At 40.0% G+C, this 23,032-nt stretch carries 14 protein-coding genes and 4 tRNA genes; 9 read left to right on the top strand and 9 right to left on the bottom strand.

Going from position 1 to position 23,032, the window contains the following annotated elements; genetic code table 11:
- Positions 1 to 89 precede the first annotated feature (89 nt).
- The 3 genes from QPX86_RS06825 (at position 90) to QPX86_RS06815 (ending at position 5,075) form a co-directional block, all read left to right on the top strand.
- Entirely contained in the window at positions 90 to 1,490 is a 1,401-nt protein-coding gene (locus QPX86_RS06825) for an MFS transporter (RefSeq protein ID WP_285164707.1), read from the top strand.
- Positions 1,491 to 1,559: 69 nt separating this feature from the next.
- Complete coding sequence (locus tag QPX86_RS06820) at positions 1,560 to 3,938, top strand: GH36-type glycosyl hydrolase domain-containing protein (protein WP_285164706.1); 2,379 nt, start codon at positions 1,560 to 1,562, stop codon at positions 3,936 to 3,938.
- A 255-nt stretch (positions 3,939 to 4,193) separates the two neighbouring features.
- A complete protein-coding gene (locus QPX86_RS06815) occupies positions 4,194 to 5,075 on the top strand; it encodes a sugar-binding protein (RefSeq protein ID WP_285164705.1) in 882 nt (293 codons plus the stop codon).
- 143 nt (positions 5,076 to 5,218) lie between these two features.
- Here QPX86_RS06815 and QPX86_RS06810 read toward each other — a convergent pair whose 3' ends face one another.
- On the bottom strand, positions 5,219 to 5,794 hold the full coding sequence (locus tag QPX86_RS06810; protein WP_285164704.1) for a YceI family protein: 576 nt from the start codon (positions 5,792 to 5,794) through the stop codon (positions 5,219 to 5,221).
- 111 nt (positions 5,795 to 5,905) lie between these two features.
- The gene (locus tag QPX86_RS06805; protein WP_285164703.1) at positions 5,906 to 6,457 is read right to left on the bottom strand and encodes a cytochrome b; all 552 of its coding nucleotides are present in this window, start codon (positions 6,455 to 6,457) and stop codon (positions 5,906 to 5,908) included.
- Between the two features lie 509 nt (positions 6,458 to 6,966).
- Here QPX86_RS06805 and QPX86_RS06800 point away from each other — a divergent pair.
- From QPX86_RS06800 to QPX86_RS06780, 5 genes are all read left to right on the top strand, one after another.
- Positions 6,967 to 7,042 (top strand) — tRNA-Phe (locus QPX86_RS06800).
- A 6-nt stretch (positions 7,043 to 7,048) separates the two neighbouring features.
- Positions 7,049 to 7,124 (top strand) — tRNA-Thr (locus QPX86_RS06795).
- A 272-nt stretch (positions 7,125 to 7,396) separates the two neighbouring features.
- Positions 7,397 to 7,472: transfer RNA gene (locus tag QPX86_RS06790), tRNA-Phe, on the top strand.
- A gap of 6 nt (positions 7,473 to 7,478) precedes the next feature.
- Positions 7,479 to 7,554 (top strand) — tRNA-Thr (locus QPX86_RS06785).
- A 322-nt stretch (positions 7,555 to 7,876) separates the two neighbouring features.
- Positions 7,877 to 9,418 (top strand): arylsulfatase, encoded by a 1,542-nt coding sequence (locus QPX86_RS06780; protein WP_285164702.1) that lies wholly within the window; start codon positions 7,877 to 7,879, stop codon positions 9,416 to 9,418.
- 94 nt (positions 9,419 to 9,512) lie between these two features.
- On the opposite strand, the gene QPX86_RS06775 is transcribed toward QPX86_RS06780, so the two are convergent.
- From QPX86_RS06775 to nagP, 4 genes are all read right to left on the bottom strand, one after another.
- On the bottom strand, positions 9,513 to 12,101 hold the full coding sequence (locus QPX86_RS06775; RefSeq protein WP_285164701.1) for an endonuclease: 2,589 nt from the start codon (positions 12,099 to 12,101) through the stop codon (positions 9,513 to 9,515).
- A gap of 62 nt (positions 12,102 to 12,163) precedes the next feature.
- The gene (locus QPX86_RS06770) at positions 12,164 to 15,301 is read right to left on the bottom strand and encodes an ExeM/NucH family extracellular endonuclease (protein ID WP_285164700.1); all 3,138 of its coding nucleotides are present in this window, start codon (positions 15,299 to 15,301) and stop codon (positions 12,164 to 12,166) included.
- A 35-nt stretch (positions 15,302 to 15,336) separates the two neighbouring features.
- A complete protein-coding gene (locus QPX86_RS06765; protein ID WP_285164699.1) occupies positions 15,337 to 16,389 on the bottom strand; it encodes a porin in 1,053 nt (350 codons plus the stop codon).
- A gap of 1,147 nt (positions 16,390 to 17,536) precedes the next feature.
- Positions 17,537 to 18,841 carry an N-acetylglucosamine MFS transporter NagP gene (gene nagP, locus QPX86_RS06760; protein WP_285164698.1) on the bottom strand — a complete coding sequence of 435 codons (1,305 nt, stop codon included), beginning with the start codon at positions 18,839 to 18,841 and terminating at the stop codon, positions 17,537 to 17,539.
- Between the two features lie 136 nt (positions 18,842 to 18,977).
- Here nagP and QPX86_RS06755 point away from each other — a divergent pair, with 136 nt between their 5' ends.
- Positions 18,978 to 19,112, top strand: coding sequence for a hypothetical protein (locus QPX86_RS06755; RefSeq protein WP_259651295.1), 135 nt, complete (start codon positions 18,978 to 18,980; stop codon positions 19,110 to 19,112).
- Positions 19,113 to 19,389: 277 nt separating this feature from the next.
- Here the strand turns inward: QPX86_RS06755 and nagX are convergent, their stop codons facing one another.
- The 3 genes from nagX to nagB-II form a co-directional block, all read right to left on the bottom strand.
- Positions 19,390 to 20,562: a transmembrane glucosamine N-acetyltransferase NagX gene (gene nagX, locus QPX86_RS06750; protein ID WP_285165145.1), complete on the bottom strand. Its 1,173-nt coding sequence runs from the start codon at positions 20,560 to 20,562 to the stop codon at positions 19,390 to 19,392.
- Between the two features lie 34 nt (positions 20,563 to 20,596).
- Positions 20,597 to 21,790: an N-acetylglucosamine-6-phosphate deacetylase gene (gene nagA, locus QPX86_RS06745; RefSeq protein WP_285164697.1), complete on the bottom strand. Its 1,194-nt coding sequence runs from the start codon at positions 21,788 to 21,790 to the stop codon at positions 20,597 to 20,599.
- A gap of 68 nt (positions 21,791 to 21,858) precedes the next feature.
- Entirely contained in the window at positions 21,859 to 22,857 is a 999-nt protein-coding gene (gene nagB-II, locus QPX86_RS06740) for a glucosamine-6-phosphate deaminase NagB-II (protein ID WP_285164696.1), read from the bottom strand.
- Positions 22,858 to 23,032 lie beyond the last annotated feature (175 nt).

Below are 23,032 nucleotides of genomic sequence, written 5' to 3'. Positions count from 1 at the left end.
TGTTAAATATAAATGCCGATAAAAATCAGTTAGCTGGAAAGTCGCCATAAATACCCAATTGGATGGAATCAACTAAGGTAATAGTAACAATGGCTCAAGAACCAAAAATGTCACCTGCAACACCACTATCTGAAAAATTATCGCTAAAAGAAAAAGTGGGATATGCCCTTGGGGACGTGGCATCTAATTTTTATTGGCGAGTGTTTGACGTGTTCCTTTTCATCTTTTATACCGATGTATTTGGTATTTCTGCCGCAGCTGTCGGTACCATGATGCTAGTGACTCGAATTATTGATGCCGTATCAGATCCTTTAATGGGCGCATTAGCAGATAGAACCACAACACGTTTTGGTAAATTCAGGCCTTACCTTTTACTGGGTATCTTACCGATTGCCGCAGCGGGAGTGCTAACCTTTACCGTTCCAGATTTAGGTGATGATGGAAAATTAATCTGGGCTTACGGTACTTACATTTTTATGATGTTAGCTTATACATTCATTAACGTCCCATACGGTGCATTACTAGGCGTTGTCACAGCCGATAACCAAGAGCGCACCACCTTAACCAGTTTCCGTTTTATCGGGGCCTTTTCTGGCGGTACCTTAGTTGCTTACATGACACCAGAGCTGGTAAACATGCTTGGCAACGGCAATGAAGCCTTAGGTTGGCAGCTAACAATGACATGCTATGGTTTAATTTCAGCAGTGCTTTTCACACTAACCTTTTTAGCCACTAAAGAACGTATCGCACCGCCGAAAAATCAGCAAACCAGCATCAAGCAAGACATTATGGATTTAACAAAAAATAAGCCTTGGCTTATATTGTTTTCACTGGCGTTGATTATCATGTTTACCATCACCCTTAGAGCCAGCACGGGCACATTTTATTTCAAATATTATGTCGGCCGTGAAGACCTAATCGGCACTTTCACTGCGGTATATATGATTTCGCTGGCAATAGGCGCCGCCTCTACTCCATTACTGAGCCGCTACTTTGATAAACGCAGTTTATTGATAGGCTTAATGAGCCTAGTGGCATTATTCTCCGCAGGCTTTTACTTAATCCCACCTAATAATTTAACCATGATGTTTATCATGCAAGCATTGATTGGTTTTTGCCTTGGCCCCAAATCGCCATTGGTATTTTCAATGTACGCTGATACCGCTGATTACTCGCAGTATAAAAATGGCCGCCGGGCTACCGCAATGATTTTCTCTGCTGCAGCATTCTCACAAAAACTAGGCGGTGCATTTGCTGGCGCCATGATTGGTTGGCTACTGTCGTCAATGGGTTATGTGGCAAACCAGCAACAGTCTCCCGATTCATTGATGGGGATTTTATTGCTTAACACTCTCATCCCTGCCGCATTCGCACTATTAGCAGTATGGGTTGTTAAACACTACAGCCTAGATGAGCAAAAAATGCAGCACATCAATCAAAGTTTGTATCCAACGAATGTGGCAGAGCCAGTAACTAATAGCCAAAAATAGTATTCATAAATAACAATCCAAATACACAATTAAATTGCTCATATCAGACACAAGTTCAGGAATAAGATAGTGATCACTTACCATCAGCAAAATGGCGCTGTAAGCCTAAATAGTCCAACTAGCATGCCAAATGCATGCGGTTTTTTGTGGAATAAAAACATGATGATTCAAATGAATTGTCGTGGGTATGCAGTTGCGCAGTTTATGCAGCCTGAACCAGCAAAATATGCTCATGGACCTGCCCTTGAAGCTAAGACTTTTATGCAGCCAGAACATGCTTACTTTAGTCATCACCCAGGGCGTTTCTTTTACATCAAAGACAATCAAACTGGCGAGTTGTTTTCACTGCCCTACGCTCCTGTAAAGCAAATGCCGACAAGCTTTGAGTTCATCGTAGATAAACATAAAATTAGCTGGAAAATAAATCACTTAGATTTAGTATGTGAGCTATCACTATCATTAAGTACCAATGATACCGCTGAGCTTTGGCAACTTAAGGTAAATAATCAAGGCAGCAAAAAACGCGACTTAAGTGTTTATAGTTATTTTCCCGTTGGTTATATGTCGTGGATGAATCAATCTGCTCGTTTTGATGAAAGCTTAAATGCCATTTTATGTGAGTCAGTAACGCCCTATCAAAAAGTTGAACAATATTTTATTCAACAAGACTTCAAAGACACCACGGTATTACTCAGTGATTTAACCCCGATAAGTTTTGAAACCAGGCAAGCGGTATTTGAAGGTGAAGGTGGACTCAATAATCCTGATGCCATTAAAAGTTCACAACTTGATTCTAAACCCGCACATTACCAAACACCTGCAGCAGTTATGCAGTTTGCGATTGCCCTAACGGCCAATGAGTCAATTGAAGCTAATTTTGTTTTTGCACCAGTAAAAGATGCCAATGAGGCTGCCTTCCTAAAACAAAAGTACTTAGTTTCACCTCAAGCATTAAGCGATGCTAAACAGGATTATCAACAGTACATAGCTCAAGCTGACTACCAGCTTAAAATCAAAACAGGTACTCAAGCCTTTGATAACTTCGTAAATCACTGGCTCCCCAGACAGGTGTTTTACCATGGTGATGTAAATCGCTTAAGTACCGACCCACAAACCCGCAATTACCTGCAAGATGCTATGGGGATGATGTATATCGCCCCTGAAAAAACCAAAGCAGCCTTCATTAAAGCACTATCGCAGCAACATAAAAGTGGCGAAATGCCTGATGGCATATTGCTCAATCCAGATTCAGAGTTTAAATACATTAACCAAATTCCCCATACCGATCATTGTGTATGGTTAGTGATATGTATAGATGCTTATTTGAATGAGACTGCTGACTTTGATTTTTTAAAACAACAGATAGTTTTTATTGATGATGAAATTGGCCTCAGTGTTTTTGAACATATTAATCTAGCATTAGATTTTTTATGGTCTCAACGTGATAACCGAGGGCTTAATTACATCAATCAAGGAGATTGGTGCGATCCGATGAACATGGTCGGTTATCAAGGTAAAGGTGTATCAAGTTGGCTAAGTTTGGCCAGTGCCTATGCCATGAACTTGTGGTCAAAAATTTGCTTTATAACTGGCCATAATGCCGATGCAGATAAGCAAATAAGCCAAGCTCAAACTCTCAATAAAGATGTCAATCAGCACTGCTGGGACGGTCAATGGTTTGCAAGAGGGATTACTGATACAGGCAAGTGTTTTGGCGTCAGTGATAATGAAGAAGGTCGAATTTACTTAAACCCTCAAAGTTTCTCGATGTTATCTGGCGCCATAACCGAGCAACAATGGCAATTAATGAAGCCGCAAATTAAACAACAACTGCAAACCCCATTTGGGATGATGATGCTTGCGCCAAGTTATACCCATATGCATGAAGAAGTCGGCAGACTAACTCAAAAATTTCCAGGTACTGGAGAAAATGGTTCTGTTTATAATCATGCTGGTGCTTTCTACATTTATGCCCTTTTCGAACGTGGCGAGACAGAAGCGGCATTTGAGTTATTACATACCATGATTTGCGCCGAATCTGAAACAGACGCCCTCACTCGCGGACAACTGCCAGTATTTATCCCCAATTATTATCGCGGCGCTTATTTTCAATATCCAGAGGAAGCAGGTAAATCAAGCCAGTTATTCAATACAGGTACTGTAGCTTGGATATATCGTATTATCATAGAGCAATTAGTTGGCTTAAAGGGCGTTAGTAACGGACTATTAATAAAGCCACATTTGCCTCAATCATTAAACGGTATCGAAGTTACTCGTCAATTTCGCAAAGCTACCATCGAATTGACAATAAAACGAAGTAAGTCAGTTTCGAGTCTGCAAGTCTTGATAGATGGTATTTCACTAAAACAGGATCAACGAGGTGAGTTTGTATTAGCGGTTGAAGCTAACAAGATTTATCAAGTACAGGTGTTATTGCCTGCAGGTTAAGTCTTTTTTATGAGTAAATTGTTTAGTAAATAAACTCAGCAGTACTGTCAATAAAAGCAACATTGCAAATACATGTCATTTTAACGACGTGAAAATAATTGGCTATAGACTCCTAGCTTATACTGCTACTTTAGACAAACTTGCATAGTACCGAGATTACACATTTCATAAGCTACCTATTGCTGCAGTTATAGCGTGAGTTATAGCTCTTGAGGTAGTCAATAAATATTAAGTAAAATCCATATTGGAGTGAAAATGGCTAAGGAATGGTTCAAAGAGATATCGCATGGTTTACCTATAAAAACGCAACAGCTTTTAAGCTTTAAACTTCGTCAGGCTAAACCATTAATGACAGTGCTTATCATGTCGGCAATGTTTAGTGATCCAGCTATAGCAGCGGAAGATTCAAAACATGTTGAGCATCAACATGAGACAATTGAAGTCAACTACGTGGCTAATGACATAATTATTGATGGTAAACCTGATGAAGCCGATTGGCAGCAGGCGAATTGGCACCCGATAGATCACATGATTTTAGGCCCTGAAGTTTCAGCTAATGATTTTAGTGGTCGTTACAAGCTGCTATGGCGAGAAGACCAACTCTATTTACTCACTGAAATCGTAGATGATGTTTTATATGACCAAACTGCAGATCCTACAGTGCTTTATTGGGACGATGATACGGTTGAAGTTTTTTTAGATGAAGATGCCTCAGGTGGCGAACATCAATTTAATCATAATGCTTTTGCATACCACGTGGCGTTAGATAGACAAGTCGCAGACTTCTCAACTCTTAAACAAGCCGTGACCTTTAATGAACATATTGAAACAGTTTGGGCTCGTGATGCTATTGATCCTAAAAAAATATACTGGGAAATGGCTATTCACATCTTTCCCGACAACTATGATGATAGTCTAAGTGCCTTCCCTCTTAAGCATGAGCAAGCTAACCAAGTATCGCCGGTTAAGTTATCTGCGGGTAAAGTCATGGGGTTCATGCTGGCTTATTGTGACAATGACGGTTCTAAACAAAGAGAGAATTTTATCGGCTCTCATCCAATAAAAGCAGTTGATGGTGATATGAATCGAGGTTATAAAAATGCTGACGTATTCGGTAAAATCAAACTGATTAAATAGCTGTTATCTGGTATTTTAAATATCTATAACAGACACAAAAATACCGCTATTACTTTACTGTTTTAGGTTTACTGTTTTAGGTAAAGTTAAGCGGCATTATTTTATAGCCAGATAGCGGTCGGCTTATGGCATCAATCTCAAACCTATTGCTTTATACCTTCAACAATAAGATCTAGAGTCACATTGGCAGAAGCAGGCCCTAAGTCCATTTTTATGCCGAAATCTTTCATAGCAAATTCCGTTGTTCCAGCAAAACCAGCACGGTAGCCCCCCCAAGGATCTTTACCTTCTCCAATAAACTCAGCGTCTATTGCTACTGGTTTAGTCACACCGTTTAACGTTAAATTGCCATTCAATACAAATTGACCATTACCTTTATCCTCAACGCCCGTTGATACGAAATTAGCCTCAGGGAATTTGCCTGTATTTAAAAAGTCACTACCACGTAAGTGCTTATCGCGTTCGGCGTGGTTAGAGTCAACACTCGTGGTATTAATAGTGACATTAATTTTTGCATCGGTAACTTTGTCAGCATCGTAGCTGAAGTTACCGCCAAAATCATTAAAACGACCAGCGACAAAGCTATAACCTAAATGGTTAACTTTAAACTGAATTGAAGCGTGAGCACCCTGAGTATCAATAACATAGTCGGCAGCATTGGCGCTTAACGGCATTAACAGTGCAGAACCGATTAAGGTAGCGATAAGTTGCTTTTTCATTTGGTATTTCCTTATTAAATTCACTTTGTCAGTAAGTTTTGGTAATGGGTAAATCTTAAATAAAACGTATAATCTAGATTGTTAATTCTTAGCCACTTAAAGCTTTAATATCTATTTTCGTACTGGCTTTATCATTTTAACTAAGGTGTTATCTTTATCGATAAATTGATGCTTAATTGCTCCAGCCCCATGGATTATCACCAACCCAATTAGACTGTAAGCTAGATACTCATGAACAAGCCCTGCAATATCTTCTTGATTAGTTATAAAGCTCCCTAATGAAGGCACTTCAAACCAATCAAAAACCATAATCCCGCGACCATCAGCCGTTGAAATAAGAAAACCACTCGCCATAATGGCTAGCATTAACAGGTATATCCCTCGATGAGCCCATTTTGCACTTTGCTGTTCCCATGGCTTATGAGCAGAATCCGCTTGAGGTTTAACTGAAATGAAACGCCAAACTAACCTCAACAAAGTCAAACCAAACAGTAAAATACCTACACTCTTATGGATATCTGGCGCTGTTTTGTACCAACTACTGTAGTAAGTCAAATCAACCATCCACAAACCTAGGCTAAATAAACCAATTACCGTTAATGCACTAATCCAATGAATTAGGATACTTATTAACCCATATCCCATTTTCGAGTTTGCTAACATCAAGCTTGTCCCTTTGATTAATATGGAATTGATTTTATAGATCAAATAATAAAATAAAATCGCAAAATTAAGTCAAAATCTTTCGATTTAATAGAAAGGTTTAATTTATGCCTCACCAAGAGGCTAACATCGACCTTGGATTTAATGTGATTACTGTTGGATAACAGAACAAAACAACAGCAATAACTGTAGCTATTAACCCTGACGTTGTAACTTCCGAGCCCAAATGGACAAGTAAACACCGCCAATAAACAGCTCCAGCAAGCTTTAAATGTGTAATAGTGGCTCCAAATCGCAGCATAAAAGCGTTTAACCTAGTTTATAACGTTAAAAAACACCCATTTTGGATACTAACTAGCCGAACAACTAAAAAGATCTAAAAAAGCACTTGCGCGATTAAAACCATCCCTATAATATGTGCGCACTCCAAACGACACAGGCTCTAACAACTTAGCAATAAGTAACGTTAGCATCTAGTTTGAAGTAGCAAACTAACGCTTAGTTTAGTTGCCCGAATAGCTCAGTCGGTAGAGCAGAGGATTGAAAATCCTCGTGTCCCTGGTTCGATTCCGGGTTCGGGCACCATATTTAGCCGGCATAGCTCAGTTGGTAGAGCAACTGACTTGTAATCAGTAGGTCCCGAGTTCGACTCTTGGTGCCGGCACCATATACAGAACAGCCACTCAATAGAGTGGCTTTTTTGTGTCTTATTTTCAGTTAAAGAGTCAAAAATCCTGCGAATAAGTTTACGATAACCTTATAATTGCTCACTAATGCAACATGCAGTTATCCATTCGCAATAAAAGCTAAAAAAGCACTTGCGCGATCAAAACCATCTCTATACTATGTGCGCACTCCAAACGACATAGGCTCTAACAACTTAGTAATAAGTAATGTTAGCATCTAGTTTGAAGTAGCAAACTAACGCTTAGTTTAGTTGCCCGAATAGCTCAGTCGGTAGAGCAGAGGATTGAAAATCCTCGTGTCCCTGGTTCGATTCCGGGTTCGGGCACCATATTTAGCCGGCATAGCTCAGTTGGTAGAGCAACTGACTTGTAATCAGTAGGTCCCGAGTTCGACTCTTGGTGCCGGCACCATATACAGAACAGCCACTCAATAGAGTGGCTTTTTTGTGTCTAAAATTCACTAAAGACTTCCTTATAGTTGCCTAATAATAACCTCAACTCCTCCCCACTGATCAGAAACTTTGATCCTTACCTGTCATATCACTGTATTAGTTATTGATTAAGTTGGTTTAGTTTCAAGCAATCACTGAGTCAGTGTCTATACTGAAAACGACGTTACTAATGTAAACGAGCCTTTCGGCTACTTGTTAAATCACTAATTTAGCTGTTAAGTTAGTAACAGGTGTATTTTTATTCACCACATTTGAATCTTCAGTCATATAGGGAAATAAACATGGTTAGAATGAAGAAGTTCCTAGGCGTAACTGCTGCAGTTACCTTAGGTTTACTATCCGCCAGCGCAGCTGCTGCGAGTAAACCGAACATTTTAGTTATTTGGGGCGACGATATTGGGCAAGCTAATGTCAGTGCATACACATTTGGTTTAATGGGTTATCAAACCCCAAGTATCGATAGCATCGCTAAAGAAGGCATGATGTTCACCGACTATTATGGGGAACAATCATGTACAGCTGGTCGCTCAACCTTCATTACAGGACAAAGTGTATTCAGAACAGGCCTTAGTAAAGTTGGCCTTCCTGGTGCTGATATAGGTTTACAGGCCGAAGATGCAACCATTGCAGAGGTATTAAAACCACTAGGGTATGCCACTGGCCAATTCGGTAAAAATCACCTTGGTGATAAAGATGAATTTTTACCAACAGCCCATGGATTTGATGAGTTTTTAGGTAACCTTTATCACCTCAATGCTGAGGAAGAGCCAGAAAATATAGATTATCCAAAAGACCCTGAATTCCTAAAACGATTTGGTCCTCGCGGGGTGATTAAATCATCAGCAGATGGAAAGATTGAAGATACAGGTCCTCTCAATAAAAAGAGAATGGAAACCATTGACGATGAAACTGTTTCAGCAGCTATCGACTTTATGGAGAAAAGCGTTAAGTCTAAAAAACCATTTTTCGTATGGTGGAATGGCACACGTATGCATTTCCGTACTCATATTAAACCTGAACTACAAGGCTCAAGTGGCTTAAGTAATTACGCCGATGGTATGGTTGAACATGATAACCATGTTGGTCAGCTGCTTAAAAAAGTCGATGATTTAGGCATCAAAGATAATACCATCGTATTTTACTCAACTGATAATGGCCCACACATGAATACTTGGCCAGATGCTGGTTTAACACCATTTAGAAGTGAGAAAAACACCAGTTGGGAAGGTGCATTCCGCGTACCAGCAATGGTGAGATGGCCAGGTAATATTGAGCCCGGCAGCGTTTCGAATGAAATAATGCATCACATGGATTGGCTGCCAACATTTGCAGCGGCAGCAGGTGATACTAAAATCAAAGATAAACTCCTTAAAGGCTACAGCGCCAACGGTAAAAAGTTTAAAAACCACCTTGATGGCTATAACTTCCTCCCTTACCTAACAGGTAAAGAGAAAGCTGGTCCACGTGAAGAGATATTCTACTTCACTGATGATGGTGATTTAGCGGCACTTCGCTATAAAAACTGGAAAGCTGTTTTCTTAGAGCAACGCGTCACAGGCACTCTACAGATTTGGGCAGAACCTTTTGTTGAACTTCGTTTACCTAAGATTTTCAATCTTCGTATGGATCCATACGAAACAGCTGACCGCACCTCTAACACTTATTATGATTGGTTAATCGACCGAGCATATCTGTTAGTTCCAGCACAGGCGTATGTGGCGACATTCTTAGAGACATTTAAGGAATACCCACCAAGACAAAAAGCCGCAAGCTTCAGCTTAAAACAGGTTATGGAAAAGCTAGAACAACCATCGAATCATTAATGGTATAAATTAGCTTTCAAGATAATAAAAAAGCCACTCAACAGAGTGGCTTTTTATTGGCTATTCAACAGGTTTAAAGTGTACTAGCTTTTAACTAGCTATTCACACGACCCATTCTGCGACGCCATACCAATGGTAATAGCATCAATAAGCCTCCACCTAAACTGCCTGCACCATCAGGCTTAGTCCAGCCACTTTCAGTTTCGTTTTTAACGTTAACACTTACAGAGCTAACAAATTGCTCTTCGCCATCTGTAACAACAAGTTGGAATACTAAGGCTTGATCCACTGATACTTCTGGCGCAGTTAGATTAAGCACTAGACCACTTGCTGAGTAGTCAGCTGTTTGGCCAGAAGTTTGGCTCCAGCTATATGTTAAACCTTCTGGTTCATCAGCAATTGAAGCAGTAATAACTGTTGCTTCACCTTGTGCTAGTTCAGTATTACCACTAAAACTAATATCAAATGATAAAGGCACATTAACTACTGTCACAGCAACGGTTTGAGTCGCTTCCAATGAACCATCACTTACCGTAAGCACAAACTCTAATGCAGTATCGGCTGTCACTTCTGGCGCTGTTAGCGATAAAACTGCACTTGTAGCGTCAAACGTTAACTCAGGTCCACTAGTTTGTTCCCAGATAAAACTTAACTCAGTTCCCTCTTCAGCAACGGTTGCTGATGCATCCAAAACAAAAGCATCAGTTTCATTAACCATTTCAGGCGCAGTAATGATGAAATCAACATCTAACTTAGGACCACACGCTTCCCCATACACGGCTTGAACCCACTCTGGATTATCAATGTACGGATTACGGTTACCCTGATAAGTATAAACAGCATTATTTCTTTGGATATCAGCCTCGCTAACTGGATCTTGTTGATGCCAGTTATACATAGTACAAAGCTTACCAATCAAAGGGGCATTAGCTGAAACTTCTTCTGCTGTTGTAATGTAATCAACGGCAACCAAATCTGGCATATTGCTGTCGTTACCTTGATAGCGAGTATCCATGTACATAATCATGCGGGCTACGTCACCTTTAACAGCATCTCTTGGTTCAAAACAACGTTTTTCCGTATCAAGGTAGTTACCTGGTGCAGTTTCTAATTCAACGCCAGTATCACTACATTCATCGAAGTCATAGTTACTACGAGTTGAATTTACGCGGTCGTTAGTTGGGCGCAAGTGATGCGCATCGGTATAACCAAGTTGTGACTCACTTGGGAAGCCATGGCTTTTAGCCCAAACGTGTTCACGATTCCAACTACCTCCATTACCAGCATTACTGTTTTTAGCAATTGAGTTACCGGTATATAGTTCAAGAACGTTCATACTATCACTTGGATCTTCATCCGAATGTGTTACTACAGTCCAAACTTCACTATAACTTAGTTGTTGATGACCATCGGCAATAACCACAGAAATAGCTTGTTTCATTGCTTCTGGTGTATCAAAACTACCGTTAATCACATCTGAGTAGTACTCGTCACGGTTATAAGCATCAGGATCTGCAACAGGATCTAAATCAGGGCAATTTTCACAAACAGGAATTTCAGGACAGGCTTCTTCACCAGAACAACCTAAGCCATCTGAAGTATCTTTATCAAAAACAGCCCATTGGTTGTCATCACCTGGAAACGGAGCTGTTGCAACAGTATCGCCAACAACGACATTATTTTTACGACGTAGAGTTTTATCCTTTGTCGAAAAATCAGGGTCATTTGCGTCTAACCACTCAGAGCCAGGATCTTCTCCTAGAACACCAAAGCGATCAATCACAATACCGTCTTTGTAAAGAACTAGCGCATCGTCACCATTGAACCAAGTGACACTTGATTCTGTACCGACTTTAAACTCATCCCATGCACTTGAATTATGGAACACAATCGTTTCGCCTGGAGCTAAAGAGCCCGAAAGTGTTTCAGTTCTATCATCTTGAATTTCACTTGAGCCGTTGCTAAACATAGTCAACGTATAAGTATTTGCATCAAGATCTAGTGTGCTGCCACCCACATTGGATAACTCAACTGCTTTATTGCTACTGCTTCCTTCAATGTATTCGGTAATTAGTAATACACCAGGCTCAACTGTACATGTTCCCTCACCAGGGCAACCTAGTCCATCACCCGTGTCTTTATCAAACACAACCCATTGATTATCAGTTCCAGGGAAATCGGCAGCTGCATCGGTTTCACCAGTAGTAATACTTGCTTTGCGTCTTAAGGTTTTATCTTTAGTCGAAAAGTTAGCATCGTTAGGATCTGTCCACTCTGAACCTGGGTCTTCACCTAACTTACCAAAACGGTCAATCACTACGTTGTCTTTAGTTAATACTAAAGCATCATCACCATTGAAATAAGTGACAGTTGACTCAATGCCAACTTTAAACAGGTCATCTGCACTAGCATTATGGAAAACAATGCTGCTACCTGCAGCTAAAGTTCCGGTTAACGTTTCACTGTTACCGGCATCTGTTCCGCCATTAGAATAAAGAGCTAGCACATATTGAGCAGCATCTAAATCAACGCTGTTAGCGCCCAGATTGGAGATTTCTACTGCTTTATTGTTACCACCACCTTCAACGTATTCGGTGATCACAAGATCGGCGTTAGCCGCAGTCGACGCAGTTGCTAATAACAGGCTGGCTGCTTTAGCTAGGGTACTTATTTTATTATTCATAGTCGTATCTTTATGTTTATTAATGAGGTGAAGCCGAAGCTAACACCTCATTTGAGTTCAACTTATTTACGATTACGGCGACGTAATGCCGATAAACCAAGTAGAGATAACAAACTTAATATCCCTGTTGTTCCACCACTGCCATCGTGTTTTTCTTCTGTGATTTCAGCTACAAGCGAGTCACGATTTGCAATCTCTAGCTCAAATGACATTGAAGAACCATCAACCACTTGACCATCGCGCTCTATCATCACTTTGGCGCTGTAGCGTGCTGATGGCGCACCAAACACTTCAAAGGTCACTAGACTTTGTCCGTCTTGTGTTAAGACCACGTTAGGTTCTACTAGCTGACTTAAATCAAGCTGGGCATCACTGTCTTTTGGGGTCAGTTTGATAGTGGCGATATCGCCCATCATTGAACCTGCAGCTTCTGGGATTTGATACGGCACTTTAGCGAGTTTGTTTAACTTGGTTAGATAAACAGGAACGCCTGAATCAACCTCGCCAGGTAGGTAGCTAAGCGAGACTAATGCTGGATCATGATCTGACGAGCGGAAGTGATCTTCTGCGTAGAACTTATTAACTAAGTTGTCGTAATCACCTTTATACTCATTGTTGTAATCGAAAAGGTTCGACTCGGCAGCATTGATGTGCCAATCGGCCGCATCAACCACACGATTTTCAAGTGATGGTGAAATTAGGATATGGTCCAAAGAACCAACCTCATCATTAAATGAATAACTCCAAGGCGTTTTACCCTTCTCTGCAAATACTTTCGATACGATATCGATGTAACCGTAGCTATGAGTAATTGATGTAGGCGAACCATCAGTGTTGAACTGTGGTTTACTACCGATAAAGGTATGACTCGCGGTGGTAAGTGTCTTGTTACGTGGGTTTTCAGTTAAGACTAACAATGGATCTTCTTGAGCATAAGCATTTAAATCACCTAAGATGATCGAATCACCTTGTACTGATTTTAATTCTTCGCCCAATTGCACCGCGCCAGAAATACGGAACTCTGCACATGAACCTTGGAAATCAAGATCTGGAGCATCTTCAGTCCATTTAGTCGCATCACCGAACTCAACACCCTGCCAGTCTTCCCAACAAGTTGAGCCTTTAGATTTGAAATGGTTAACCGCTAAGGTTAATCGCTTACCCGTTTGATTAACGAAGAAAGTAGCAACTAATGCATCACGATGGTAGTTCTGGCCACTTTCTAAGATTTCATCATTATTGTCTTTAATTACCTCATTATTGTCGTTAACAATAGTCGGTGCTTTTTGTTGTGGCATAGTCACAACACGTGTTCTTTCAATGCTTAACTTACTTGGACGATAAATAATACCTGTCGCAATTGCATCAGACCCCAATGAATCAAGCTCATCAAGAACTTGGTTGCCATTGTGATCGAAACCTACAAACACATAACGATTCTCAGTTGAATATGGCTTATCAAAGTTATCTGCATACTCATCGTTATAGTAAACGTTCACTTCATTAACGAGATCAGCTATCGCGCTTTTCAGACCGAAACCATTATTCTCCATTTCCATCAAACCAACCACATCAGCATCAAGTGCACGGATTGCTTCGACTAATTTGGTTTTTTGCTGTATAAACTCGTCATAGGTATCAGCACCACGACTTTGGCCAAATTGGTTCTGATCACCACCAAACGGAGAGTTAAAGTAGTTGAACAAGTTTTGGCTTGCTACACGAATAGCAAAGTGATCTTCTGCTACCGTTTCATCTAGGTCAGGGCTATCGGTTCTTGGGAGATTATGGACAAAGTTATCGCTGGTTAGCTCATTAGTTACCGTTAAGCTGTAATCACCAAAACTGTAATTAATTACCCCTTCCATTCCAATTACAGTGTCATCAATTCGGATGTAATTGTTTTCAGGTGCGATGCCAAAATTAGGGTAATACGGAATTTCCCCGTTAGCTGCTGAAGATGAGCTTTCAATCACTAAACGGTAATCATCATTTTGCTCAGCTGCGGCGACGGACTCAGGGCTCCCTGCGACATTTAGCTGATTTGGCTGCATATTTGGACGCATATAAGCCAAAGTCATGTTATTACGGAAGCTATCATAGTTAAAGCTGAAGCTGCGCGAAACACGCATGTTTTGCTCACCTTCCTCCAGCTGATTCATATCTTCTGGTAAGTTAACTAGCATGCCTTCATAACGCTCAAGCGTAGTTGCAAAAGAGCCATTATCAGACTCAAGCACTTCAATATTAGTCGCTACAGTTGGCGTATATTCGCTGTTGGTTACTTCCCAAGTATCTGCTGCTAATTGCGTTTGACCGTAGCTTTCAGCAACTTCACTGCCCAAGCACACAGTACGACCAACAAGCTGACTATCTGCACTACCACTTTCAACAAATATACCGTCTGATGTTAACGGGTTACCGTCAGCAACTTCATCCCGTAAGTAGAAACCTTTTTTAGGTAAGCTTACAACTGCAGTTACAACACCCTGTACTGCAACACTTTCACCAACTAAAGGAGAAGAGCTACCTGTACCTTGAATTTCACTGATCATCTTTAAGTCAGCACAAACAAATGGTACGTAAGATTCAGCTAGATTTGGCATACCTACAGTAGAAGTATCTAGTGGGCTGATCACTTCCCATTGTGAAGCATTAAAACTAGCACTCGGTGCTGGAGCATTACCTTCAGTATCCATTCGACGACGTAAAGTCGTATCTGGCGCCCAAACACTAGTGTTATCAGCTGCGCCGACACGGTCGATAATGTCATTACCGTTTTTAATGTAAAAACCATCATTACCGCTTAAGTAAAAATCGGTATAACTGGTATTAGGATCGCCTTCGCCAATGACATAAGCACCACCATTGTCGGTAATGGTTTGCTTATACTCATCACTTGCTGCGCTGTTTATTACAACTAAAGACTTGCCAGGCTCAATAACAAAACCTGTTAAAATAGGTTGGCCACTGGCATTTAACATTTGGTTTTCGTACTTACCATTACCCCACATAAACGCAGCGGTATCATCTGTAAAAGTAAATGCTTCAGTTGCGTGAGTATTGGTAATTTCAACAGAACCTAATTCGGCTCCGTAATCTTTTTGCACCATTTCGGTGATCAGTAAGTCATTGACCGCGGCGCTCGCGCCAGTACTGATAATGCTAGCGATAGCTAGCGAGAGGAAACTTTTCTTCATAGTAAACTCGATTAATTATTCAACTTAGAATGAAACTAGAAGTACATGCGAGCGTAGGCGTAAGCTGCTTCTGGCGCTTCACCAACACGGCCTTCAACGGACAATACGATGTCTCTTGCTGGACGGTAATTAAAACCAACACTGCCCCAGCGTCGATCTTTGCCATACTCAGCAGGTAACTCGGTATAGTCATAGTTAGGACTCTCTACATCCCAACCTTCATATTCTTCATGGTTAACTGATGCGATAATTTCCCAAGATTCTGTGAGATCATATTTACTACTGAGGGTAAGACCGTAATTGCGGAAAGTTTCATAAGCTAAATGAACATCGCCACTTTCACGAGTAGAAAGGTCTTCATCTTCAATGAAGCCATTGAAGCCAATAGCTAAATCTGAAGTGATATTTACTCGCATGCCTAAACCTGCAAGTTTTTGTTCACCATATTTAGACTCACCTTCTGAGCCGCCACGTGTTTCAACACCCGCTACAACTGAAATAAAATCAGTCTTCCAGCCGACATAACCGTTTACGATGTCACCTTGTGGAGAGCCATTCTTATGCTCACCTTCGTAAGAATATGAAAATCCATAAAATAAATTTTCAAACTTAGCTTCGTACTTAACTGTGTTTTCCTGATCTCCTGCTTCACCTGTTTCAACAGATTTATTGAATGTGAAATCACCATAATGATCATATTCATCAAATGCAGTATCAGTTAAACCAAGCTCTATCCAATGGTTGTCATCAAATACATAGCCGACATACATTTTGTCGATGGCAAGTTCAAACTCACCATCGCCACCAAGCCAGTTCCTACGCTGATAATCGAGCTCTAAACGATAGATATATTTCTGTCTTTGCCCTTTAACCCCTAAAGTAGCAAAGCTGTCATCTACATACCCTTTGGTATCGTAAAACTCATCATGGTTGTAATCTGCATTGGTACCAAAATGACCACCAACACCCACTTCACCATACAAGCTAATATAATCTCCATTGTCCTCTTCATGTAATGTCACGGCACTGGCAGCATTAACACAAAAAAGTGAGGCAAGGGCGATTGCAACGGTTGTTTTTTTAAGCATCGCGTTTATTTCCATTAGTAAAGTACAGCCCTTTTTAATTGGCTGAATTCGGACTTTATAATTAATTATGTGAAGTTAATTTATTGGAACGTAAGAAAGTCGGACACCATCAAAAAATTAAATAGTGAACGCTAAAGACTCTTAAAAGTTATAAAGATGTTAAGTGGCAAAATTTAAAAGCAAACAAACTTATTAAAATAATTTTTATAAAACCAAATCTAAACTCAAAACTAAACTTGAATAATAACCTGATCATAAATAAATCAATTCAACGACTAAATAAGCCCCTAACAAAAGATAGGGAAACGTAAAGCCTTTACTTTTTTGTCACAAAAAGACCATATAAATCAACTTTACAATAATATGTAAGCAGCTTAATTATGGCAAGTTACAATTTGAGGTCACACTGTTAACGACTAAACAGAAGTGTTTATTTTGTATAAGCAGAAAACAAAATAAGTAACATCTAAACTATTACTCATTAATTGTTCTAAAAATAAAACAAGGTGCAAATGATTAATTTAAATTTAACGTAAAAACTGATAGTTATAAAAAACAAGGAAAGTTAAATTTAAAAAAAATTTACGAAATACTAAAAGTGAATAATATGTAAATTATATAAATCTAATGCAACCGTTTAAAAAACAAACTAAAACCGAGCGATTATCATCCAACACTTGGCATGTATTAGTTAAATATTTACTGAAAATAATCTTAAAAAAATGATGAGTCAGTCAAAAAAAGCTTGTTACATTTTGTATGATGCAAAAACATGACAGCTAAAGAGGTGATATATCGCTGCTTTGAGCAGTGAATCGAAGTTAGATTAATAGGCTAGGACTTAAAAGCGAAATAATGGCTTATAAGCTCTACTTACGACTCTCAGTAAAGCTCATTGATTTCATATGACAGTTTACCTCATCAACAGTAAAAGTTGGTGACAGGTCAGATATCGATAAGAAAGTGAGTTACCTGTTTGCAAGAGACTGGGGGGTGATAAATATGTTCAACAAAGCGAATGAAGCAAGAATTTAATTTTTGTGCCTTTGAAAGACTCCAATCTCTATACAAAAACACCTTCAAATCAAGTGATTTGAAGGTGTTAACAAAGGTTTTATCACGTCGCGCATAGCAACTTTGTTGGCAACTATTTGCCCCAGCTTGTCATCTTATAACCTTTGACAGCGTAGAATAAGATAAACAAGTAACATGGGATCATCACTAAATAGCCACCTTGCATTCCTAGAGAGGTTGCAGAACTTGTTAACCCCCAAAATACAGGCCCGAATGCACCACCAGCAATACCCATAATTAATAGTGCAGAACCTGTGCTGGTTAACTTACCCATACCCGATAATGCCAATGGCCATACTGCAGGCCAAACAATCGCGTTAGCTAAACCTAAGAAAGCAATCATCAATAAGGTATCTGGTAATTGAGCACCGCCAAATGGCACCAATATAATGTTAGCAATCGTGAAGGACTCGCTATCACCAAACACAATACCAAGCGATAAGATAACACCCAGCACAGCACTTATTAACAAGGCATTTGGTTGAGATATAAATCGTGGAATACAGATAATCCCCAAGCTATAACCAATTACCATACAAACCATAGTGTATGACGTCATCACACCATAATTTTCAACACCTAAGGTTAATGCGTATGTGCCGATAGTGTCGCCAGCAATAACTTCAACCGCCACATAAACAAACAATGCAACCACACCTAAAGCAAGGTTAGGTCGTGCTAACGCTTCTTTAATTTGGCCTTTGCCTGATGCTTCTTCAGCTTCTTGCTCTAATTCTGGTAAAGGAGACTTCTTAACAGCAAAAGCTAACACACCTATGAATATTGCCATGCCTAAGTAAGGAAGAATCAAGCTGTTGGCCATCTCATCAATCTGAATTTGAGTTAGCGTAGTGCCGACGCGATCTTTAAAACTATCAAGAATGAGTGCGGTAAATACCATAGGCGCAATAACTCCTGCACCTTTATTCAAAATCCCCATTACACTCACACGGGCTGCTGCAGACTCTTCAGGACCTAAACGAACCACATATGGATTAACTGCGGTTTGTAATAACGTCTGCCCTGTTCCCATCACCAACTGCGCTAACAAAAACAATGGAAATATTTGGGTCTTAGCGGCTGGTATAAACATTAAACCAGCGACCATCATGATCCCCATACCCAATGCCATTCCAGACTTATAACCCACTTTACGAATAACCCAAGCAGAAGGTAGCGCTGTAAAGGTCACTGCAATATAAAATGAGAACAAGATAAGTGAAGCTTGAAACGGAGTGAGTTGAAGAATTTGTTTTAGATACGGCATCAAAGAGCCGTTTAGCCAAGTCGCAAAACCTAGAACGAAAAAGAGAATAGCGACAATCGCCATTGGCAGTAAACTGCTTTTTTGCTGACTGTTGTTCATTGTAGTTTCCATAAACCTGCTTCTTATTATCATTAATAACTGGCATTAATCTAAGATTATTGCCCCATATGAGTCTTATTGTTATTGAGGTTTTTAGCACTACCATGATGCCGAATTGTTAATTCATTTCATAGTAATTACGCGATTCATGTTAAAACATAAACACCCCAAAGACAACGCTGTCATTCCATTAACTGGTACAACCATAACAAGTGAAAAATCAGGCTTTAAAAACTTCCATCAAGCCAAACACTTAAAACTACGCGGTCAATCGGTAAACTAGGATCTGTTGTTCTTTCAAGTTTGTTTTAGCACAGAGTTGTTGGCCACTTATACAAGGCAGAGACTTTGTGGTGTAGTTACACCTACATAAAAAGTCGATAATGCAGTAAAAATCGCTAACAAACTCTGCCCAAAGGGTTCGACTAAAAGCGTTTGACTCTTTGTTGGATGAGTCTTTGTGAATAAAGAGGTGCTTAGATGACTAGGCATCAATCCATCCGTCTCAATTAAAACGCTTTCATTTCGAACGAAACTTAACCAGCAAAGAACAACAGGTCCTAAATTCTAATAAATATTTTACGTTGATATAGCCACAACAATGCTAACCATTGCACAGCTAGTAAACTAATAACAGCAAGTAATTGCTGCCAACTCTGGGGAGCGGCATTGACTGCCCCGCCAAATAAACTTTGCGCAAAGTAATGCCAATTCATCAAGCTAGATGCAAGATATATAATGATGGCATTAGTACCTATCACCACAAAAACAAATGACCATCTTTGCCATTTAAGCACGTCAACTAGGCTATAAAAGACAGCTAGTAAAATTATGCTCCAGCCTGAGGTGACTAAAACAAAGCTACTGGTCCATAAATCTTTATTAACAGGAATGACTACATCCACCTGCCAGCCTAAAGCTAAAAATAAAGCACCAAATAACACTAGAGAAATGACCTTAACCCATTCACCAGAAAACTTACTTATAGCGGCCTGCTCTTTTACTAAATATTGCCCAACAAATACGCCTATTAAGCCATTAACCACTGCTGGTATGGTTGATAAAATACCTTCAGGGTCTAATGGACGGTTTTGGTATGAAATACCAGGAAGCAATAAAGTATCGATATATGCATTAATACTTCCAGCCTGAGTAAACTGCCCAGCCTGACCATTAGGAAATGGCACATATAATTGCAGCAATCCATAACCGATTAATATTGTTATGGCGCTAATAATTTGAGTTCGCATGCTTGTGTGCCAAACCAGCATTGCACCAATAAACCAAGCAAAACCAATTCTTGCTAATACACTTGCATACCTTACTTGTTCAGGGTCAACAGGAGCGCCTGTGCCCCAACCGTGGTTATAAAGCACACCTAAAATAATCAATAACCCTAAGCGCTTTATAGCGTGACGATAAAGAGGCATGCGCTGAGCTAAAGGTAGCTTATCTAACCTTTTCGGTGATAAGCCTAGGGCAACACCCGATAAAAAGATGAATAACGGAAAAATAACATCGTAGAAAGTAAAGCCATGCCATTGACTGTGATGCATTTGACCATCAAACCACTGCCATCCACTCCAACCAGTTAAAAGCAGTAGTGCTACAAACAGTCCTTCACCACCCAATATCCAAAACATATCAAAACCACGAAGTGCATCTAGAGACATAAGACGTTTCTTAATCGGTTTTGATTCTCTTGCAGTAATCTTAGAGGTGCTGCCAGACATACCAACAGCATTTGATGCTTCATTGGACATCCTGTTAAGCCTCTTGCTGTGAGTCGGATGTCTCTGAAAAGACTAACTCGCCATTGATATACGTTTGGCTTACTGTATTTTTATTATTTAGCAAAACAAAATCGGCTTGTTGACCGACTGTAATTGTTCCTAAATTCTGCTTATCCAGATATTGAGCAGGATACAATGATGCCATTCTTAACGCCTCTTCATGGCTTAAACCTAACATACTGACACTGTTATTAACTGCGCCAACCATGTCCAATACGCATCCAGCAAGCTCACCCGATTTTGCATTCAGCCTATCACCTTGCCTGATAACTTCAGTACCAAACAATTCGAAACTGGCATTATCATCCATACCGACTGGAGGCATGGCATCGGTTACTAGCATGACTTTGCCTTGTGGCTTGGCTTTAATTGCTACTTTTGCTGTAGCGCTGTGAACATGATGACCATCTACAATTAATCCGCACCAAGCTTGTTCACTTTCTAATGCCGCCCCCACCATGCCAGGCTCTCTTGAACCGAAACCTGACATTGCATTAAATAAATGAGTAAATCCGTCAGCCCCAGCTTCTAATGCTGCAACAACCGTAGCGTAATCGGCATTTGAATGACCTAAGCAAACCTTAACGTCATTAGCGACTAAGGTTTTAATGACCTCAGCTGATACGTTTTCTGGTGCTAACGTTACGACTTTAATGCCTAAATCTTTACGAGAAAATATGCTGAGTTCTTCATCTGAAATACTGCGAATAAATGACTGAGGGTGGACACCTTTTTTGGGCACACTTAAATGCGGGCCCTCAAAGTGTATTCCTAAAACGCCAGCAGTTTTTGATGCGATGGCTTCTGCTACTGCGTCAGCAGCCTGAGCCATAACTTCAACTTGATCGGTAATAAGAGTAGGTAAAAAACCTGTGGTACCAAAGCGTGAATGCGCTGCACCTATGGTTTTAATACAATTTAACGTTGGCTGAGCATTGAATAATGCCCCGCCACCGCCATTAACTTGCACATCAACAAAGCCTGGCACTAATGTACCTTGTAAATGAGTCACGTTTTCAAGCTCATACTTGTCTACCAATTGAAGATCCAAGCCTTTTTCGGCTATTAGGTTGATAGCTGAAATCACGCCATTATCGACTGTTATTGCAGCTCGAGGCATGAATTGCTCGCCATCAAAATATTTATCTACAATCAGAGTTTGCTTCATAATGTGTCTCTTTAAGGCTTTATATATTTTGTTTAACTGTCTTTTTAAATATCTGATTTTTTTATCAATTACAAAGTTTGAGTGACCTTTTTAAGCCCTTCAGGCTGATCTGGGTCAATACCACGTGCAACCGCAACTGCCGCAACATCGATATAAAAACGTTGTAATAGCGCTAATGGGGCAACACGTGGATGGATCTCAGTTGATGTTTGATTTAAATGAACTAAATCTGCACCACGCTGCTTCACATTTTCAATTTGTTCGATATGACTTTCATAAGACTCATCATTAATGCAGGCATCAACAATAGCGAGCTTTTTCTCAACTAATGTTACTGGGCCATGTAAAAACTCTGCGCTGCTGAAAGACTCGGCATGAATAGAGCACACCTCTTTCATTTTTAACGCAATTTCTTTAGTTACCGCATAACCTAAACCACGACCTAGTACCACTAGGTTGTTAACACCCTCTAATGACTCTGGTGTTAATTGAGGCGCTGAATCTACAGCAACTTGTAATGCTTTAGGCATAGAGTCTACTGCAGTTGCAAGTGATTCACTTTGTGTCCACTCTGCTGTTAATTGCACAATAGCAGAGAGGGTTGCTAAATAACTTTTGGTAGCAGCAACTGCTTTTTCTTCTCCTGCACGAAGTGGCAATACCACATCGACGATATCTTTAATTGGCGCAGTTTCATCATTCACAAGTGCAACACAAAATGCACCTGCATTTTTAGCCATTCTCGCTTGCGCTAAAATATCAGGGCTACGACCTGATTGAGAAATAACAATGACTAAACCACCTTCAAGTTGTAATGACTTACCATATACACTGGCAACTGACGGTGCAGCAGCAAAAGTAGGAATGCCCACTTCAATCTCAAACAAATACTTGGCAAAAACACCTGCATGATCTGAAGAACCACGGCCAACAATCATCACAAACTTAGGCTTAAAAGCTCGTAGCTTTTCACCCAGCTCTTTTGTTAAACCTGCATTAGCAGCAAGTTGTTCAGCAATTTTTTGTGGTGCAGAGCGAGCTTCTAGCTCCATAATTGTATCTGTCATCGGTTTAACCCTATTAAATGTTGTTAGTTAAGATGCAAAATTGCAACTCACTGATGTTTGGATAAAATAGTTGAGTTAGGTTTTCCAAGTGCGACTCGACGAAACCCTTCCTGATTAATTAGTATTTAAACGTTTCTTTTAGCAAACAAACCTTTTATAGAGGCTTTTTTACTTA

Source organism: Shewanella goraebulensis (genome assembly GCF_030252245.1).
Classification (GTDB): Bacteria; Pseudomonadota; Gammaproteobacteria; order Enterobacterales; family Shewanellaceae; genus Shewanella; species Shewanella goraebulensis.
Note: the sequence above shows the minus strand (reverse complement) of the source record. Positions and strands in the feature narration are given on the sequence as shown.